At 42.4% G+C, this 17,909-nt stretch carries 17 protein-coding genes; 4 read left to right on the forward strand and 13 right to left on the reverse strand.

Features of this window, described 5'->3' with window-relative positions; all coding sequences use genetic code 11:
- Window positions 1-801: 801 nt before the first annotated feature.
- The 4 genes from R2Q26_RS03150 to R2Q26_RS03165 all read right to left on the reverse strand — a co-directional run bounded on the left by R2Q26_RS03150 (window position 802) and on the right by R2Q26_RS03165 (window position 3,299).
- The gene (locus R2Q26_RS03150) at window positions 802-1,464 is read right to left on the reverse strand and encodes an HAD family hydrolase (protein ID WP_317534935.1); all 663 of its coding nucleotides are present in this window, start codon (window positions 1,462-1,464) and stop codon (window positions 802-804) included.
- The gene (gene hda / locus R2Q26_RS03155; RefSeq protein WP_317534936.1) at window positions 1,461-2,141 is read right to left on the reverse strand and encodes a DnaA regulatory inactivator Hda; all 681 of its coding nucleotides are present in this window, start codon (window positions 2,139-2,141) and stop codon (window positions 1,461-1,463) included. The genes R2Q26_RS03150 and hda overlap by 4 nt, the downstream gene beginning before the upstream one ends.
- Before the next feature lie 72 nt (window positions 2,142-2,213).
- Entirely contained in the window at window positions 2,214-2,720 is a 507-nt protein-coding gene (locus R2Q26_RS03160) for an Hsp20/alpha crystallin family protein (RefSeq protein ID WP_090567769.1), read from the reverse strand.
- 63 nt (window positions 2,721-2,783) lie between these two features.
- Window positions 2,784-3,299 carry a BCAM0308 family protein gene (locus tag R2Q26_RS03165; RefSeq protein WP_317534937.1) on the reverse strand — a complete coding sequence of 172 codons (516 nt, stop codon included), beginning with the start codon at window positions 3,297-3,299 and terminating at the stop codon, window positions 2,784-2,786.
- 251 nt (window positions 3,300-3,550) lie between these two features.
- Between R2Q26_RS03165 and R2Q26_RS03170 the strand changes: the two genes are divergently transcribed.
- Window positions 3,551-4,180 (forward strand): phosphoribosyltransferase, encoded by a 630-nt coding sequence (locus R2Q26_RS03170; protein ID WP_317534938.1) that lies wholly within the window; start codon window positions 3,551-3,553, stop codon window positions 4,178-4,180.
- Here the strand turns inward: R2Q26_RS03170 and R2Q26_RS03175 are convergent, their stop codons facing one another.
- The 5 genes from R2Q26_RS03175 to R2Q26_RS03195 form a co-directional block, all read right to left on the reverse strand.
- Window positions 4,181-4,819, reverse strand: a complete 639-nt coding sequence (locus R2Q26_RS03175; protein ID WP_317534939.1) for a dienelactone hydrolase family protein — start codon at window positions 4,817-4,819, stop codon at window positions 4,181-4,183.
- A 1-nt stretch (window position 4,820) separates the two neighbouring features.
- Complete coding sequence (amrS, locus tag R2Q26_RS03180) at window positions 4,821-5,912, reverse strand: AmmeMemoRadiSam system radical SAM enzyme (RefSeq protein ID WP_317534940.1); 1,092 nt, start codon at window positions 5,910-5,912, stop codon at window positions 4,821-4,823.
- Complete coding sequence (gene amrA, locus R2Q26_RS03185) at window positions 5,905-6,483, reverse strand: AmmeMemoRadiSam system protein A (protein WP_317534941.1); 579 nt, start codon at window positions 6,481-6,483, stop codon at window positions 5,905-5,907. Before amrA ends, amrS begins: the two co-directional genes overlap by 8 nt.
- Window positions 6,473-7,294, reverse strand: a complete 822-nt coding sequence (gene amrB, locus R2Q26_RS03190) for an AmmeMemoRadiSam system protein B (RefSeq protein ID WP_317534942.1) — start codon at window positions 7,292-7,294, stop codon at window positions 6,473-6,475. The genes amrA and amrB overlap by 11 nt, the downstream gene beginning before the upstream one ends.
- Window positions 7,295-7,403: 109 nt before the next feature.
- Window positions 7,404-8,462: an AI-2E family transporter gene (locus R2Q26_RS03195; RefSeq protein ID WP_317534943.1), complete on the reverse strand. Its 1,059-nt coding sequence runs from the start codon at window positions 8,460-8,462 to the stop codon at window positions 7,404-7,406.
- Between the two features lie 62 nt (window positions 8,463-8,524).
- Between R2Q26_RS03195 and purM the strand changes: the two genes are divergently transcribed.
- From purM to R2Q26_RS03210, 3 genes are all read left to right on the forward strand, one after another.
- Complete coding sequence (purM, locus tag R2Q26_RS03200) at window positions 8,525-9,583, forward strand: phosphoribosylformylglycinamidine cyclo-ligase (RefSeq protein ID WP_317534944.1); 1,059 nt, start codon at window positions 8,525-8,527, stop codon at window positions 9,581-9,583.
- Between the two features lie 13 nt (window positions 9,584-9,596).
- Window positions 9,597-10,235 (forward strand): phosphoribosylglycinamide formyltransferase, encoded by a 639-nt coding sequence (gene purN / locus R2Q26_RS03205; RefSeq protein ID WP_317534945.1) that lies wholly within the window; start codon window positions 9,597-9,599, stop codon window positions 10,233-10,235.
- 145 nt (window positions 10,236-10,380) lie between these two features.
- Window positions 10,381-11,637 carry an RsmB/NOP family class I SAM-dependent RNA methyltransferase gene (locus tag R2Q26_RS03210; protein WP_317534946.1) on the forward strand — a complete coding sequence of 419 codons (1,257 nt, stop codon included), beginning with the start codon at window positions 10,381-10,383 and terminating at the stop codon, window positions 11,635-11,637.
- 149 nt (window positions 11,638-11,786) lie between these two features.
- Here R2Q26_RS03210 and R2Q26_RS03215 read toward each other — a convergent pair whose 3' ends face one another.
- Genes R2Q26_RS03215 through R2Q26_RS03230 form a run of 4 tightly spaced genes read right to left on the reverse strand, consistent with a single transcriptional unit; the run spans window position 11,787 to window position 17,196 of the window.
- On the reverse strand, window positions 11,787-14,714 hold the full coding sequence (locus R2Q26_RS03215) for an EAL domain-containing protein (RefSeq protein ID WP_317534947.1): 2,928 nt from the start codon (window positions 14,712-14,714) through the stop codon (window positions 11,787-11,789).
- Window positions 14,715-14,726: 12 nt separating this feature from the next.
- Complete coding sequence (locus tag R2Q26_RS03220; RefSeq protein WP_317534948.1) at window positions 14,727-15,947, reverse strand: hypothetical protein; 1,221 nt, start codon at window positions 15,945-15,947, stop codon at window positions 14,727-14,729.
- Complete coding sequence (locus R2Q26_RS03225) at window positions 15,937-16,389, reverse strand: hypothetical protein (protein ID WP_317534949.1); 453 nt, start codon at window positions 16,387-16,389, stop codon at window positions 15,937-15,939. Before R2Q26_RS03225 ends, R2Q26_RS03220 begins: the two co-directional genes overlap by 11 nt.
- 12 nt (window positions 16,390-16,401) lie before the next feature.
- Window positions 16,402-17,196, reverse strand: coding sequence for a PEP-CTERM/exosortase system-associated acyltransferase (locus tag R2Q26_RS03230; RefSeq protein ID WP_317534950.1), 795 nt, complete (start codon window positions 17,194-17,196; stop codon window positions 16,402-16,404).
- Window positions 17,197-17,909 lie beyond the last annotated feature (713 nt).

Genomic DNA, 17,909 nt, shown 5'->3' on the forward strand with positions numbered 1-17,909 from the left:
TCTCAGAGGAAAAAATAGATTAGATAAATATTGGGTATAACACGATACTGCTCTCTGATTCTTTATATCTGTAAAACCTGAACCTCAGCATTAATCAATTCAGTATTCACCGGCAAGTAACCGAATTGATTTAACCGCCACAAGAGGCAACTGGAGGGAGATCAGTTTGGTGTTCAGAATGACGTAATGTGAAACTGGATCGCGTTTATCAATAATTTTGAGATACTTGTGATTTTAATCAACATCATGGATGCAAAATTATTGAAAGCTGCAATAAAATCGATTACCCTGAGCTGCCACGTTTTCCCTTTGCTGGAAACGATTCATTTTCTCACATTCCTCCAAGCTGTTAAAATCACTGCTACGGATTGTGATACAGCATATCAGATAGCTAACGACGAATAACCATAAGAAGCTAGCGAGTCCTGAATTTTCTTTTCCGGTATTTCTCCAAGCAGTATACTTGACATCACTCATGTACAGACTACTGCTATTTGGCTACGGTAATCTAGGTCGTGGCGATAACGCGCACTTAGTCCCAGTCTTATCGATCATGTTTCATTATTAAGACTCAGTCACGCTGAATGCCAAAGTGATATGCAGCTTCAGATTGAGCATGTAACGGATGTGACTAAATGTGATCAGTTATTGTTTATCGATACAGACTTGTCATACAGAACCTTTTATTTGTTCCGAAGTAGTGGTAGAAAAAGACAGTAGTTACTCAATACATGCGCCATGACCCCATCTACTTTGTTACGCGTGTATCAGGAAGTGTATGGACTTACTACACCACAAAAACTATCGCAAGCTAATAATTGGCCATCCATTTCGTTGTGCATACCCTTCAAGGGTGGCATCAGGATCAACAGCAACAGGATGCGTCACTTTCTTCAGAAGCGGCAAATCATTCAGTGAATCACTGTAAAACCAGCTTTCCAGAAAAGAGAGCCAAGTGAGATTATGCTTATCCAACCATTGCTCCAATCGTGTGATTTTCCCTTCCCTGAAGCTGGGTATTCCTGATACTCGGCCTGTGAATTGACCGTCTTTCTGTTCCGGCTCGGTTGCAATTAGATGATCAATACCTAATATCCGCGCAATTGGGGCAGTTACAAAACTGTTGGTTGCTGTGATGATGATGCATAAATTACGTTCAAGTTTGTGCTTAGCAATCAAATCATGCGTACCAGGCGCAATTAGTGGTACGATTCTTTTTTGAATGAATTCACCGCGCCATGCATCAAGCTGCTCTCGTGGGTGACGTGCTAATGGCTTTAGCTGAAAATCGAGAAATTCATGAATATCGAGTGTGCCCGCTTTGTATTGCTCATAAAACTCGATGTTGCGCGCTTCATACACTTCACGATCGAGCACTTTCTGTTCAATTAGAAATTGTGCCCATTGAAAATCACTATCCCCAGCAAGAAGAGTATTATCTAGATCAAATAAAGCCAACTTCATGAGGCAACCTGTAATAATTCGCGCAATAAAGGAAGTGTTATTTGCCGTTGCTTGGCAAGAGAATAACGATCCAATGCATCAATTACTCTGATCAGAGCAGGTAAATTGCGCTGCTCATGCTGTAGCAAATAATCGCAAATCTCATGAGGCAGCTCAAATCCGCAGCTGATTGCATGATTTTTCATAGCTTCTCTTTTTTCCTCATCGTTTAATTCATGTATCTGATAAACCAATCCCCAGGCAAGACGCGTAACTAAATCTTGCCGTAAAGTCAGTCGCGCAGGGGATACTTCACCACTTACCAAAAACAATGCATCTCCTTCCTCTCGTACTTGGTTATAAAAATTAAATAATCTGATTTGTGCAGCTGATCCCAATCGCTCTACATTATCAATCGCCATGCAGCGAATAGAAACCGCATCAAATGCAAATTCACTATTAATTTCGCATGAAACATGAATTGCTTTGAGTCGCTGTTGAACAAACGCCTCAACCACCGCCTGCAACAAATGGCTTTTACCACATCCAGAATTACCCCATACGTAAATAAAGCGCTCTGGATTCTGATTTGTTAAAGTATTTTTAAGTATTTGCAGCAATTCAAGATTACGTCCTGGAATATAGTTCTCCAGTGTGGGAGGCTGTGGTGACGAAATATCAAGTAATAGCTGCTTCATGGACGCACGCCGGAATCATTTCAGGAACAATCCTGCATCATTTACTTATCGACACAATCATCAATATCTATTTCAGGGCAAACTAACCGTTCTAGGCTTGCTGTTCCCAACTTTTGGTAAACGTACAGTCAATACACCATTCTTGTAATTAGCCTCTGCTCTGTCAATATCCACATCGCGTGGCAACGGAATCGATCGTTGAAAAGCTCCATAAGCACGTTCCATGATATGGTAAGTACTATCATGGGTAACCCTTTCGAAGCGTTTTTCTCCGCTTAAATAGAGTCTATTTCCATCAATGGTAATTTGCCAATCTTCTTTCTCAATACCAGGCGCCTCCATGCGCACAATGATTTCCTTATCTGTTTCCTCTACCTCTCCTGCTAGTAAACTCCATCGCGGAAGAACGGGCAGTTGACTTTCACCTTCTGCGGCCACCTCATCTTTACCGCGGCCAAAATGGGTTAACGCTTCTCCACCCCGGCTAAGCAATTCGCGCCAACCTTCAGAGAGATTCTCCCATGCGCGACCCAATTCACGACCAATGTTTTTCCCTGCCTCTTTTAATGACTCCAACATAATTGCTCTCCTATTTCATCATTAAAAAATACATTAATCATTGTGTTATAAACAATGATACCATCAGCGTGACCAATGCACTCGCAATAAGTTCTCTTCCGGATTATAGTGAAACTCAAGCTCGCCCTGGAAAGAATGATGAATCGCTTCACCCATCCCACGAACAAGATGGATATCTGTGGTAGTAATTAACGTGGAATCAGGTTCTTCTTCAATCTCCATGATACGCTTAAGAGGGTGTTCTGCGCGCTCGTGCTTTTCCTCATTGTGCACTAGATGCATGATTTCATCGCGACGCGCTAAAAAAAACGGTCCTTCCAGAGTCAAAAAACCCGCAGGATAGTGATCATGGATACGATGACAAGCTGGGCAAATTTGTTGATGTGCATTAGCTGGTGCGGGCAACCACTGCCAGCGCCCCTGATGGAAGACCGCATTACATTCCGGGCACAAGGTCGGTTCATGTAACTTACCTCTGGCCTTATAAGCATCGTGCACTTTTTCCTGAAAAATACCATCGTGACGAGTAATTGTATGATAGCCCAGAGGAATTTTGGAATACCCTTTAGAATGACTCATAGCACATGCCTCCTTTAATAAATATGAAATATAAGTGTCATGACTTGATTTAATAAGGCACAAGGTAAGGCACAAGGTTCAATATAGATCATAATTGCTTATTAAGTGATCAAAACTACGAATCCTGCATTCTCAAGTCTCATATCCTACCTCTCTTTTAAATGATTAACCAGATTGTTGTTATAAAACTGACTGCCACTATTTATTTAAGCGTATGATTTGAGTAACAGACCAAAAAGGAGGAGAGGAAAATGTTTCGTGATCGTAATGAAGCAGCCGTCTTATTGGCAAAGAAATTGAATCCGTATCATGGTCAACGCCCATTAGTGCTTGCGATTCCACGTGGTGCAGTGCCAATGGCAAAAATTATTGCCGATATGCTAGATGGCGATATGGATATCGTGCTTGTACGTAAATTACGCGCCCCTGACAACCCAGAATTTGCAATTGGCGCAATAGATGAAACAGGTTGGACATATCTTGCTGAATATGCCCATCAAGTGGTAGGCGATTCAACTTATATTGAACAAGAGAAAGCCACCCAACTCGAAGTCATGCGTGAACGGCGTAATAGCTACACACCGATTCGCCCACCTTTTGATCCCAAAGGACGCATCGTCATCGTGGTAGATGATGGTTTAGCAACCGGATCCACTATGATTGCTGCCCTGCATGCCTTGCGCGCTAAACATCCACAAAAATTGATATGTGCTGTACCTGTTGCGCCACCCGAAACTTTGGCTAAAGTTACACCTTATGCCGATGAGATGGTTTGCCTTCAGGCGCCAGAACTATTTTACTCAGTAGGGCAATTTTACCAGTCATTTCCCCAAGTTAGTGATGAGGAAGTGATTGCGCTATTGAGAAAAAACGACGAGTAATTATTTCGGAATACTAAAATACCGAACAAACCAGTCTGCTGCATGGCGCGCAACCTGTTCCAGCGTGCCAGGTTCCTCAAATAAATGGGTTGCTCCTGGAATCAAGGTAAACTGCTTTTCGCAATTCAATAGTGAATAGGCTTGTTGATTTAATTCAATCACGCCGTAATCTGCTCCACCAACAAGTAGCAAAGTAGGAGCATTAACTTCTCTTAGGGCTTGCTCACCAGCGAGATCAGGGCGCCCACCGCGCGACACGACAGCAGTAATTTTATTCCCCAATTTTGCGGCTGCCTGCAGTGCAGCGGCAGCGCCTGTGCTGGCACCAAAATATCCTACTCGCAATGATTGCGTCTTCGGTTCACTTTTCAACCATGATGTTGCGGCAAGCAAACGTCGTGTAAGTAATTCGATATCAAAGCGTGTTGCATAATCCCGATCTTCTTCTTGGGTCAGCAGATCAAATAATAGCGTGCCCACACCATGATCCCGCAGCACTTTGGCTACATAGGTATTACGTGGACTAAAGCGACTACTGCCACTGCCATGCGCAAATAACACTACACCCGCTGCAGAAGGCGGTAACACCAATTCACCACCTAGTTGGGCAGCGCCATCCTGAATAAACACTGCACTCATACTAACCTCCTATAGCAACTGGAATACGCCGCCTGCCGAATGTCTCGGCATATTCACCAAAACGCCCGGCAATAGCGGCACTGCAATCAGGACAATGTCCGTTGGGAGTGAGATGATAGTGAGCAATTTCATACCAGTCACGCTCAATCAAGGTTACACCACATGATGGGCAAAAGGTGGTATCTCCCTCTTCATTATGCACATTTCCCGTATAAACGTACTTGAGTCCTGCCGTGTGGGCAATTTTACGCGCCCGAATAAGAGTACTGGTTGGAGTACTTGGTATGTTAATCATTTTGTAGTCGGGATGAAATGCCGTGAAGTGTATCGGCACCTCCACACCAAGTTCTCTAGCCACCCATTCACTAAGGGCCTGCAATTCTTCTGTAGAATCATTGAGCCCAGGGATTAATAATGTTGTTAGCTCAAGCCATACCTGAGTTTCGTGCTTGAGATATTTCAGGGTCTGGAGCACCGGCTGCAAGTGCGAACCGGTTTGCTTGACATAAAATTCCTCGGTAAATGCTTTTAGATCGACATTGGCGGCATCTATTTTAGTGAAGAAATCGCGTCGAGGTTCAGCATGGATATAACCAGCAGTGACTGCCACGGTCTTAATATTCCGCTCATGACACGCATCGGCCACATCCATGGCATATTCTGCAAAAATGACTGGGTCGTTATAGGTAAACGCGACACTTTTACAGCCCAAATGCTCGGCTGTTCGCGCAATGGCCTCTGGGCTTGCCTGATCAGCAAGTTTATCGAAACTACGTGATTTGGAAATATCCCAGTTCTGACAAAATTTACAGGCAAGATTGCAACCTGCAGTACCAAACGACAATATGCTGCTGCCTGGATAAAAGTGATTCAGCGGTTTTTTCTCGATGGGATCCACACAGAAACCCGAAGAACGACCATAGGTCGTCAGCACCATCTCATCGCCTAGCCGGCCACGTACAAAGCACGCTCCACGCTGCCCTTCATGCAATTTACAATCACGTGGACACAAGTCACATTGGATACGTCCATCACTCAACCAATGCCAATATTTAGCAGGATATCGTTCTGCACTACTAATCGGTTCATCCATTTGGGTATTCCTCTACATTATCAATTTCACGCCATTTGGTTACAGTGTAACGAGACAGCTTAACCCCTTCTGCCCAAAAATCTGCAGGTAGCCCTGCTTTCCGCTTCAACAAAGCCAGAAATTGAAGAGGTTGCGAAAGCTCCTCCCATACTTGGGGTAAAAAAGTACTGCGATAGCAACCATATTCAAACACGATGCCATCTATTCCTGGCCGCAGCTGCGCCAGCGCATCCGCTTCGTCCTGGACTGCCATCGCCAGCCTCGGTGATAGCAATGAAATTTCGATATGAATATCATCAAACTCAGCAGCACGCAAAGGTACAAAACGCGGATCATGTAAAGCAGCAGACACCGCATTACTTTTGACATCCATTAATAATGATCGTTGCGCCTCAAGTGAGCCGATACAACCACGCAACCTCCCATCCTGCATTAACGTAACAAAACACGCGCTCAACTCTTGCAACCAAGGTGCATGCTCATCGCTCTTAGACCGATAAGGAATATTCAAAGCGCACGCAATCGCAGACCGTCCAATCGATAACAATTCTTTTCCTTGATTAGGTAGCATACTCAATGCTCCCTGAAGTTGAATGGGGCAATGTAAAAGCGAATGCACCATAACCCACTACCTGCCCGCGTTGACCAGCGGTATCACCCGAGTTGCGTAAATCCAGCAAATGCGGAGTCAAGTGATATTTGCGTGCAGCCAGCATCAAACCATTAATGGGTGTCGCTCCACAGGCATGTTCATGATCGATGAATTGGTATAATTGAAGAATGGACGAGACGGTCTTGCGATCTTCACGTTGTGCGACAGCATATGGCAGATAGTGCGAAAGATCAGAGCTGACAATAATCAAGGTTTCCTCACTCCCCCACAAATAATCCAACACTTCAGCCACTTCCTCAGCCGAGGCCATTCCCACCACCAAAGGCAAAATCGAAAAATCCGTTAAAGTACTTTGCAAAAATGGCAATTGCACTTCCAATGAATGCTCCAGCGCGTGCGCTTGCGGACTAACCGTTACCTGGGGTAAATGTATGATGTCAGTGATGGCGGCTGTATCGATCATCATCCGACCCAGAGGTGTGGTAAAAGCATCTACATTAGGCAATGCCAAACCACGTACCGCAACACGATGCGCGGGACCTAGCAAGATGACACGCCGAATGCACTCAGCAAAGGAGCAAAGTGTTCCATACGCTGACGCTGCAATCGCACCCGAATAGATATAGCCTGCATGCGGCACAATCAATGCTTTGACTATTGATTTATGCGTCTGGACAGCACTCAACAATTGCTCGATATTCTCAGCCAGTCTCTGCGAATCGGCTGGATAAAATAGCCCTGCCACAGCAGGGGAACGGACGGTAACCATGGAAAATTTCTCTAAATTAGATAACCACCAACATAAGCGGTAATCTCTGTAAAATCAATGAAATATCAATTAGAACTAAGTCATTGCGGGATAAAAATAATAAAACCAATCAAGATTGCATCGTATCCAAATATTGCTTATGTAAATGCCTGAGCCATACCAGTAATACAGCACTGATCGGCAGCGCTAATAAAATACCGATGAATCCAAATAGCTGACCAAAGGCAAGTAATGCAAAAATCACCATGACTGGATGCAGGCCAATGCGCTCACCCACTAGCCAAGGAGTAATCAACAAACTTTCAAGTAATTGACCTATACCGAACACGAGCCAAACTGTGATCACGCCGCTCCATTCCTGAAATTGCATCACTGCGGCGAATGTCGCAAGTGCCAAACCTACGATTGCACCCAGATAAGGTACAAATACCAAAATTCCCGCCAAGAGTCCAATTGGCACAGCAAATTCTAGTCCAACCATCCATAAACCCGTCACGTAAAAACCACTCATCAGGATAATGACTGCAATCTGACCACGTAAGAACTCTGCCAGTACACGATCAGTTTCATACACAAGCGGATACAGCTGCTTTCGCCAGGCTGGCGGGATCCACTCATTGACTTGGGAAATTAAGGAATTCCAATCACGGAGCAGGTAAAACAACACAACTGGTGTAAGCAGTAAATTCATTAAAAAATCCAATACTGCCATGCCACCACTCGTTAGTGAAGGCAACATCTTAGCAGCAACCCCCCCAGCACTCTTCCAGTGCTCTACCAAGGCTTGTCTGAGCATGGCCACATCTAGCTGCAGATCGATTCCCAACGTTGTCTTCAAACTGGGGATCCATAGCTCCTTAACGATTTCAAGGTAATCTGGAGCACGTTCAACCAACCGCATGATCTCCTTCTCAAACAATGGCACCATAACTAAAATCAAGGCAATAAATGCACCTAGTGATAGGAGCATAACCAGTACCGTTCCCAAAGTTCGGGAAATTCTTTTGATTAATAACCAGGAAACGAGAGGATTACAGATATAGGCAATCACTGCAGCCAATATAAAAGGTGTTAGTATTGGGCTTAGGAGATAAATCAGCCCTCCAAGCACTCCGATCAAAATGATCCACCAAAGAGAATGTTGATCTTCAGAGTGTTTAGTGTTCATTTGCGGTAAAATTACATTTTCCTAAAAGTGTCACTCTATCTGTAACCAAGTGAGAACTCAACTTGACTTCATTTAATTCCCAAGATCCTAAATTAGATCAGCTATCCTATCGCGACGCCGGTGTAAATATTGATGCAGGCAATCTTCTGGTTGAGAAGATCAAACCTTTTGCTCAACGCACATGGCGTCCGGAAATACTCGCCGGAATCGGAGGTTTCGGTGCACTCTTTGAAGTCCCCCAGAAATACCGTAATCCTGTATTAGTATCGGGAACTGATGGTGTGGGCACCAAATTAAAACTTGCTTTTCAGTTTAACCAGCATGACGGCATTGGAATTGATTTGGTTGCCATGAGCGTCAACGATATTCTCGTGCAAGGTGCAGAACCTCTGTTCTTTTTGGATTATTTTGCTTGTGGCAGACTAGACGTGGATACTGCCGCTCGGGTTGTTCAAAGTATTGCAGCAGGTTGCGAGCAAGCTGGATGTGCTTTAATTGGTGGTGAGACAGCTGAAATGCCCGGCATGTACCCAGAAGGCGAATACGATCTGGCCGGTTTTGCTGTGGGAGTCGTAGAGAAAGATAGCATTATTAATGGATCTTCCATTACGGAAAACGATGTCATTCTCGGAATCACTTCCAATGGTGTGCATTCCAATGGCTTTTCATTGATCCGCAAAATTATCGAAAAACATTCTATTGATTTGAGCACCAAGTTTGGGGATGGCACTCTGATAGAAGCCATCATGACACCAACCCGTATCTATGTAAAACCTGTACTAGAGCTAATCAGGCGATTGCCGGTAAAAGGTATAGCCCATATTACCGGCGGGGGGTTATTAGAAAATATTCCACGCATTCTGCCTAGGGAAACAATGGCCTATGTTCACAAAGAATCTTGGAAGATTCCTTCCTTATTTGATTTGCTACAACAGCAAGGCAACGTTGCCGATGAAGAAATGTTCCGGGTTTTCAATTGCGGCATAGGAATGGTTCTGGTGGTTGCGCCTGAGTTTGCTGATGAAGCAATAGCCGTTTTACATACCCACGGAGAAACGGTCTGGCAAATCGGTCATATCAAGCAACGTTATGCTAATGAACCAGCTATTGTAATTGCTTGATCAGTAATACCTCATGAAATCCCTGGTTATTCTTATTTCTGGTAGGGGTAGCAACATGCAGGTGCTACTCGATGCAAAACTCCCGGCTAAAGCCATTACCGTGATCAGTAATAATCCGGCTGCAGCAGGATTAGGAATTGCTAGATTGCGCCATATCGAAACACATGTGGTAGATCATCGCGCTTATCCCAATCGTGAAACATTTGATGCTGCACTCGCAGAAAAAATTGATGCCTGCCAACCCGATTTAGTGGCACTTGCTGGCTTCATGCGCATTCTTGGCGACAGTTTTGTTAGTCGTTATCAGAATCGATTAATCAATGTTCACCCCTCCTTATTACCTGCTTTCTCCGGTTTGAATACACACGCACGCGCACTAAAAGAAGGTGTAAAAATCCATGGGTGTACGGTACACTTTGTTACTTCTCAACTCGATCATGGCCCCATTATTATTCAGGCCGCGGTACCTGTGCTGGCAGAAGATACCACTGAAACCTTGGCTGCGCGGGTTCTCCAACAGGAGCATCTGATTTATCCGCAAGCTGTGCGCTGGTTTTTGGAAGATCGACTTATGCTCACAAATGATTGTGTAAAAATTCGGGCAGCGACTGTAAAACAACGTGTTTTATATTCTCCCCATTTAGATCAATGAAAATTTGCTTCAAACGCATTGATAGTTCCGAAATAAAATCTTGGTGAATCTTTAATCAGTGTGTTACACCAATTGTAAAAAAACCGAATACTCTCATAGGTCAATCAGAAGCGCTGACGAATCATTTTCTCTTTAATAATTAATCATGCGCCCAACGCTTGCTCAACTCGATATGGCGATAGCAGCCATACGCACTATATTACCGCTGGAATCTCCCGCTGATACCCTGCTGCGCCTGTTTTTCCGTGATCATCCAATGTTAGGTCAGAATGATCGAGCTGTAGTTGCAGAGATTGTGTACGGTATTTTACGTCATAGATTTTTCCTGGAATACCTGGCGGAGAAAGCAACCCCCCGCGCCCTGCTTCTAGCTTACCTCGTCAAATTTGAAGGCATGAATTTGCGCGAACTAGCCACCTTCATCAATGAAGCTGAAGCTAAATGGCTCACGCACATTAAAGCAGTCAAATTAGTCTCACAGCCTCTTGCTATTCAAGCAGAATTTCCTGAATGGTTAATGGAAAAGTTACAAAAATTTTTATCTGATACTGAGATTCTTAGACTAGGTCAGGCACTTCAGCATCCAGCTCCTTTAGATTTGCGCGTTAATACACTGCTTGCAAAACGTCACGAGGTACTTAATATATTAAATCAGGAAGGTATTAAGGCACACGCTACACCCTACTCACCTATCGGTATTCGTCTAACGGGTAAACCTGCCATTAATCGAGATCCGCTGTTTCTTTCTGGCAAAATAGAAGTACAGGATGAAAGCAGTCAGATTCTAGGCTACCTGCTGGCACCCCGACGCGGTGAAATGGTTGTTGATTTTTGTGCAGGTGCTGGTGGCAAAGCACTGATGCTGGGAGCGCTCATGCATTCCCAGGGCCGTATTTATGCTTTTGATATCTCTGAGAAGCGGCTCAATAATCTGAAGCCACGACTTAAGCGCTCTTGTTTGTCCAATTTGCACCCTCAACGTATCAACAGTGAAAATGATGTCAGGATAAAACGTCTGTATGGAAAAATAGATCGAGTACTCGTTGATGTACCCTGCAGTGGGTTAGGAACTTTACGCCGCAACCCGGATCTGAAATGGCGACAAACACCACAGAGTATCGAAGAATTAAAACACAAACAAGCGGCCATTCTTTCTTCTGCTGCCAATTTACTTAAACCAGGTGGTAGACTGGTTTACGCTACCTGCAGCCTTCTGCCCGAAGAGAATCAAGAAATTGTAGAACTCTTTCTTTCTGACAATCCTCATTTCGCTCGATTAAATTGTGCGGATCTACTGGCCCAACAAAAAATACCGCTTGATACAGGGGAATATTTGCAACTATCACCCGCACTTCACCAAACTGATGGCTTCTTTGCTGCAGTTCTGGAGCGAAAAAATTAACCTGATTTACTTACTTCTTTGTCAGAATAAGGAGATATCTAATTCCATTTCTAAATCAAACACGATGCTAAGGCGAGTCGCAGACAGCATAAATAATACGGTAAGGAGAAGCGATAAAGTTAGGTTTGATTTAGAAATGGAATAATTTATTAACGGCTACTATCAAATTTCAAGTAATTGAAGATTTCATCCTCTGCAGATGGCTTGCCAATATGATAGCCTTGCACAAAATCAACGTCCATTTTTTCCAGCAGTATAAGTACCTCCTCATTCTCAACAAATTCAGCAGTAATTTTCTTACCAAACCCCCTTGCCACGCTGCATAAGGCTCTAACCAGTATTTGATCAGCAGGGCTATTTGCTAGATTCCGAACAAATGAACCATCTATCTTCACAGCATCTACAGGCAACTCTCTCAAATAGTAAAAAGATGAAAAACCAACACCAAAATCATCCAGTACAAAACCGCAGCCAAGTTTCTTAATTTCTCGAAGTAGATTTCGCGTTCCAGGCAAATTATCCAGGGCTGCAGTCTCTGTTATTTCAAACATTAAAAGAGTGGGGTCGACACCATGAAACATGAGTTCCTTTCTGATCACTGGGAGTAATTCTGGATCATTGAAAGCATGGGCGGACAAGTTTATTGACAAGCGAATTCGATTACCCGATTTATTGATCTTAGCTGCTTGTGCAATGGCCTTGTGCAATACCATATGATCAATCTCATGGATTAGACCGGTATGTTCCGCAGCAGCAATGAAAGCCGCAGGCGAATGGATTGTGCCGTCCTTATCACGCATACGCAACAATACTTCATAATGGGTGATTGCTCTATCACGTAGCGACATTATCGGCTGGAAATAGAGCAAATACTTATCATATAAATTGGCATACTCGATTTTTTCTTTCCAATGTACGAGGGTGTACATTCGTTCCCTTGTTTGATCGTCATTGGAAAAAAGATACCAAGTTCCCCGTCCTTTTTCCTTGGCCTGATACATAGCAAGATCGGCTGCGGCCAATAAATCGTGCACAGTGCTACCATGCTCTGGGAAAAGGGCTATCCCGATACTTGCCGCAATTTTGTGTGTTCTACCATTTACGGTCAACTGAGTTTCACTTAAGTGAAGTAGAATTTTCTTTGCGACCTCAATAGCTCCACTTGCCGTAATTTCTGGCAGGATAACTGCAAACTCGTCTCCTCCCAAACGCCCCGTAACATCTGCTGCCCGGATTGTATGAGACAGCATATCGGCAACTTTCTTGAGTAATGAATCACCTGCTTGATGCCCGCTGGTATCGTTAATATACTTAAATCGATCGAGATCAAAAAATAACAATGCACCCGAATGTTGGTATCTCTCCGCCCAAATGATCATCTGCTCGAGTTCTTCACTGAAACGGCGCCGATTGTATAGGTTTGTCAATGGATCATGATTGGCCAGCCATGCCAAATGACCCTCAACACGCTTGTATTCTGTAATATCCAGGCCAACCGAAAGTACTGATGAATCTTCTTCAGATTTCCACAACAATCGGGAATGCAACCAAACAATATGTCTTTTGGAATCATCATTACATAAAGTAATAGTCTCATGCCTCAATTGTTCACGTTGACCGTGACATACCTGTTCTAAATACTCGTTAAGATTATATTGCTCCTCGTCAGGCAACAGTAACTCAAGAAAAGTTTTACCTCGAATCTCTTCTTCAGTATAACGCATCAGCATTTCACCATATGCGTTCAACATCATTATCTTGCCTTTAACATTCTGGGTCAGCACGATGACCTGCGCTGTATCAAGCAAATTTGCAATAAAATCTTTCTCTTTACTTAATTCATCCCGTTGCTGTACCAGTAGCTTGGTACGATAAACGACTTTATCCTCCAGCTTCTCAAGCTTATGAGATAGTGTTACTGTCGCTTCATAAAGAAGATCAATTTCATCCTTTAGCCATTGCTTCCTACCAACGGAGGAAAGCGTAGCGCGGAAAATTCCAAAGCTTCCCCCTGCTAAAAGCGGCAAGGTAAATACAATATGTTTAAGCTGTGAAAGTGGCTTAGAAAGAATGGCAAATAATAATATTCCTGAAAATATTAAACCAATTAAACCAATGATGACGATACGCCAAATAGAATCACGAATTGCTTCAATGGTGGCTGTGATATCAGTAATGACGACCAAATGTGCCTGATCCATCACGCCTATCCCTTGTAATGGGAGGAGCTTTATGCGCTGATAGCGTTTATTCCATTCAATTTGGATTCCTTGCTTGAGGGTTACAAGATCTGGATACTCTTTTACCGTTTGATAAAGAATGCGAAGATTATTATCTCTATTGGTCAATGCTGCAAGGTGTATCTCCCACTCAGGAAACCATATATCATTATGGGTGATCTTGTATTTTTTTTCTTTCAAAAATAAACCAATATCAGACCCAAATGTTCGCCTAAAACCCAAAAAAACATCAGTCAGTGAAGCACCGATAACGATTGTTCCCGCACGAACACCTTCTACCAGAAGTGGCTCGATCGTATACTGAATACAAGTTTCCGTGCATATTAATGGATTAGCAGGTTGTTCATACAAATTGACTTTACGAACATGCTCCAAAATAAGCGTATCTTGATATATATCCTCCTCGAAACTGTCCCAGCCTACCAAGAGGCGATCAGATTGATCATAAAATCTTACCGCTTCAATTCCACTCTGAAGCTGTAATAATAGCCAGTGATGTTCGAATGCATCTACAATTTGCTGAATATTTTGTGTAGATAAGGCTACATCCATACCTTTCAGAAAAGGAATCATCCCGATCAATTGATGCGAGCTATGTGAAACTTGCTCAATTAGCTTTCCGACTTCGCGGACATAACGCTGATATTGTAGATCACTTTGTTGATCAATATTATCGATAAGGCTCTTATAGTTCATAATGCTGAATATCGTTACCACTATCAGCAATATCACGCTGCTGAATAACGAAATTTTCCATTTCAAACTAACAAATTTGGATGATGCACGATCAGCGAATCTAGCAAGTTGAGTCGTTTTTCCAAAGATACTTTGTTTCATGCAGATTTCTGCTTAAAAACGGTAAGAAGCTTGAGCTGCAAAAAGATTCCAATGTTGGTCCGTAAAAGCAGGATTTGGATTATCCAGCGTAGAAAGCCAACCTGTACCATTTACGCGATGATACTCTGCACGTAACATAATCGAGGGAGTAATACTCCAGCGTAGACCCACGGTCCAATCCTTGGCAAACCGGCTATGAGCAGGGCGTCCAGTTTCAGCATGAAAGTCATTACCATCACGATCTTTTCTATCCGCATAATAAGCATCATAGCGCAATACAGCCTCCCACGCTGAATTAAACCGATAAATACCCTGGAAATAATAGCTTTCGCCGGTAAAACTCATATCGGGGAAAGCATGAAAATTTCTCAATTCGATATGCCGTAATGCATATTCCGAGGTCAAGCTCCAATGCTCAGCATTGTATTGTGCAGAAAAAATCAATGGAAGGAATTGGAATGAACCTGCACTCAATAGATCCTTCACTCCCGGATCATACCCGGTATTAACCTCTGCCCCAGTTACCGCTAAACGTATTCGACCGCCATCTCGCTCATAAATTAAACGTCCTATATATGATAATTTCGGCGTGAGTTTTCCCGGCTGATTTTTCGTCAAGATGGCTGCTTCGGTACTTTTATCACCGACTTGTGGAAAAAATACACCGAATTGAGCAGTCATATCTCCCCAACCTTTACGTGATTCACCATAGAATTGCACACCATCTGAAGCCAATGCTAAATTCCGCGCACGATCAAAATAGATCGATTGTGGCAACAAAATACTCGGTCGGGTAAAAGGGACATCACGGGTATCATTATAAAAGCCAAACGGATTCTTGGTTCGCCCTAGACGCACCCCAAATTCTTTAGACTCGGACGTGAACGCAGCATAATCAACAAAGCCATAATCGATACGAATTCCACCCTTACTTGCTTCGCCTGTTTGACGTGATAGCAATTGCATTGAGAACTGGAGATTGGTCAATGGCCGATGCGATGCATTTGCCCCAATCTCTCTAAAATCGAAGCTACCTGTACCACTGCTACTATTGCCAAACACATTATTTTTTGTGTCTGTTGTCTTAATGTAGCCCTGACTCAGGAAACCATGAACCTGAAGGCCATTCAAATTTTTTTTATCTGACGCATTAATCCAAGAGGAATGCAGTACAATTAAGAACATCCCTGCTCGTATTAAGTAACCTTTCAAAATACTTGGTCTATTCAACATGAAGAATCTGGACGCTGTCATCTATATCTACTCTCTTTAAATAACCGATGGCGCCCGGTGTATTGGCAATCCGCACGCGCATTTCTTCTTCAGAATTTACTAGAAAGGGCGCTTGACCTGTCCCTGAAAAGATAAGACGATCCCAAGCTGAACGTAATTGGTATGGAAAGATATTGAGTTTTTCTTTGGCAAAAAGTTGATGCAACGGCGCATCGTCGGGCAACACGAATACCCTGATAGGGGAACCATCCTCCCACACTCTAAGGCGCATGCCAAAAATAGCACGTAACGAGTTTCTGGAAAGATTCCGTACGAGTACACTGGGATGAACAATTACTTCAACAGAATCACTGGCTTGTGAGGTACTTGCAACGGCTAACACACTGATTAATAAAAGTAGCGAAAGCAAATAACACAAATAATCAGTGAGGCGTACTACCATGCTGAAAACGTTCTAGCAGGACTCTATATTTGTATCAGGATTTGGTACACTCTGCTGGTGCCCGCATATCGACTTGAAATGTTCTAGATTTACCGGCCAGATTCTGCCATTATCAGTCACTAACTCCCAAATATCTCGATGATTTGCGTACATCCTTTCCAGCACATCAAGCAAACAAACATAGTATGGACGGCGCAAGCCATGGTAACTTACTAATGGACCGATAGGTTCAAGCTGCATGCCATAAAAGCCCAATAGCCTATTTAAGGCGGGATCCATTACGCAAAACCAGTAGTAAATATTGTATCTGGCACACATCTGAATGAGACCAACAAGCAATCCCAGCATAGGATGAGGAAAACGCCTGCGTTCTTTTACAAAGTTTTCCATTGCAATCTTATTGGTTAAAAAATAGGAATCATCTTTTCGCCTGAAAAAGTTACTCAGAATAATAAATCTAGAAATCTCAACCGTCTGCCATCGTGGCACATTCATATTAGTATATGCGGGGTAGAATTGAGTATGCAATTCGAGAGGAAGCTTTTGATCAGTATCTTTAGAAAAAATCAAACGTAAAGTCCCCACAAAAGTATTGGAAGGTCTATGCCTTAAAAGCAAATGCAATGATCGTTTATCAAATTCATCTTTCTCTAATTTATCAGGATAGTTGCTTGCATCAAATCCTGGCATACATTGATTAATACATAGCATTTGGTATCGTAAATCAAATACTTTTTTTAATAATGCTGGGGTATCAGCAATAATAATTTCAAAATATTCATGAAATGCTGCAGTAATATCATTCATGACAATTCTTATCAAACAAGTTAATCAAATATTTGATAAATAATTAACTAAATTTATTTTAATGGTTAACATCGGATTCAAATCAATGAATTAATTCGGAATTTACTTTGTTTTTCAATATAATTAATATTTACTAAAAAATCTAAGCATTATTAATAAAAAGCTTCAATCTAGTTATATTTTTGGGATTGAAAGAACCAAAAAATAAAAGCGATAATTTTAGTCGGATTTATCCACGCATTGATGAAACTTTATACTTAATATTATTTACAATAAATTAATTTGTCGCAAAAATACGACGCAATAATATATTTATTTAAAATAAAATGGAATGATGAAAAAAAAATATATATAAAATATAAGACAATAGTAATTAATTAACATAAAGGCGGATTGGCGCGCTAATTTATATTTTTATTTATACTAATATTCCAACATTATTAACCGAATATTTGACTAGGATGCAAGGTGATGGTGAGGCAATTTGCGAGCAAATTTACAAACCCTGTACCAAGCCAGTATCTGAGACTATTGACACAAAATGAGAGTGGAAAGAGCATAAATCTTCTTCAGCACCTGCAAAGGCCAACGACACAAATTGAATTTGCGTAAATCTATCCAGAGCGTTTGTTTATTTGTTTTTGTATGAATCAGTTATAACACTGCCAAAAGTCGAAAACACATTTTAAATTTAGCTATGACAATGTGCAGTA

This window comes from Nitrosomonas sp. Is37, assembly GCF_033063275.1.
In the GTDB taxonomy this organism is placed as follows: domain Bacteria; phylum Pseudomonadota; class Gammaproteobacteria; order Burkholderiales; family Nitrosomonadaceae; genus Nitrosomonas.

What these genes read in the sequence shown, in the direction of transcription:
- R2Q26_RS03225 (WP_317534949.1), bottom strand. Translation starts at nt 16,389, where the DNA reads ATGGTAGTACGCCTCACTGATTATTTGTGTTATTTGCTTTCGCTACTT.
- hda (WP_317534936.1), bottom strand. Translation starts at nt 2,141, where the DNA reads ATGAAGCAGCTATTACTTGATATTTCGTCACCACAGCCTCCCACACTG.
- R2Q26_RS03230 (WP_317534950.1), bottom strand. Translation starts at nt 17,196, where the DNA reads ATGAATGATATTACTGCAGCATTTCATGAATATTTTGAAATTATTATT.
- R2Q26_RS03150 (WP_317534935.1), bottom strand. Translation starts at nt 1,464, where the DNA reads ATGAAGTTGGCTTTATTTGATCTAGATAATACTCTTCTTGCTGGGGAT.
- amrA (WP_317534941.1), bottom strand. Translation starts at nt 6,483, where the DNA reads ATGCTACCTAATCAAGGAAAAGAATTGTTATCGATTGGACGGTCTGCG.
- R2Q26_RS03210 (WP_317534946.1), top strand. Translation starts at nt 10,381, where the DNA reads ATGCGCCCAACGCTTGCTCAACTCGATATGGCGATAGCAGCCATACGC.
- R2Q26_RS03220 (WP_317534948.1), bottom strand. Translation starts at nt 15,947, where the DNA reads ATGTTGAATAGACCAAGTATTTTGAAAGGTTACTTAATACGAGCAGGG.
- R2Q26_RS03165 (WP_317534937.1), bottom strand. Translation starts at nt 3,299, where the DNA reads ATGAGTCATTCTAAAGGGTATTCCAAAATTCCTCTGGGCTATCATACA.
- amrS (WP_317534940.1), bottom strand. Translation starts at nt 5,912, where the DNA reads ATGGATGAACCGATTAGTAGTGCAGAACGATATCCTGCTAAATATTGG.
- R2Q26_RS03175 (WP_317534939.1), bottom strand. Translation starts at nt 4,819, where the DNA reads ATGAGTGCAGTGTTTATTCAGGATGGCGCTGCCCAACTAGGTGGTGAA.
- purN (WP_317534945.1), top strand. Translation starts at nt 9,597, where the DNA reads ATGAAATCCCTGGTTATTCTTATTTCTGGTAGGGGTAGCAACATGCAG.
- R2Q26_RS03170 (WP_317534938.1), top strand. Translation starts at nt 3,551, where the DNA reads ATGTTTCGTGATCGTAATGAAGCAGCCGTCTTATTGGCAAAGAAATTG.
- R2Q26_RS03195 (WP_317534943.1), bottom strand. Translation starts at nt 8,462, where the DNA reads ATGAACACTAAACACTCTGAAGATCAACATTCTCTTTGGTGGATCATT.
- amrB (WP_317534942.1), bottom strand. Translation starts at nt 7,294, where the DNA reads ATGGTTACCGTCCGTTCCCCTGCTGTGGCAGGGCTATTTTATCCAGCC.
- R2Q26_RS03160 (WP_090567769.1), bottom strand. Translation starts at nt 2,720, where the DNA reads ATGTTGGAGTCATTAAAAGAGGCAGGGAAAAACATTGGTCGTGAATTG.
- R2Q26_RS03215 (WP_317534947.1), bottom strand. Translation starts at nt 14,714, where the DNA reads ATGAAACAAAGTATCTTTGGAAAAACGACTCAACTTGCTAGATTCGCT.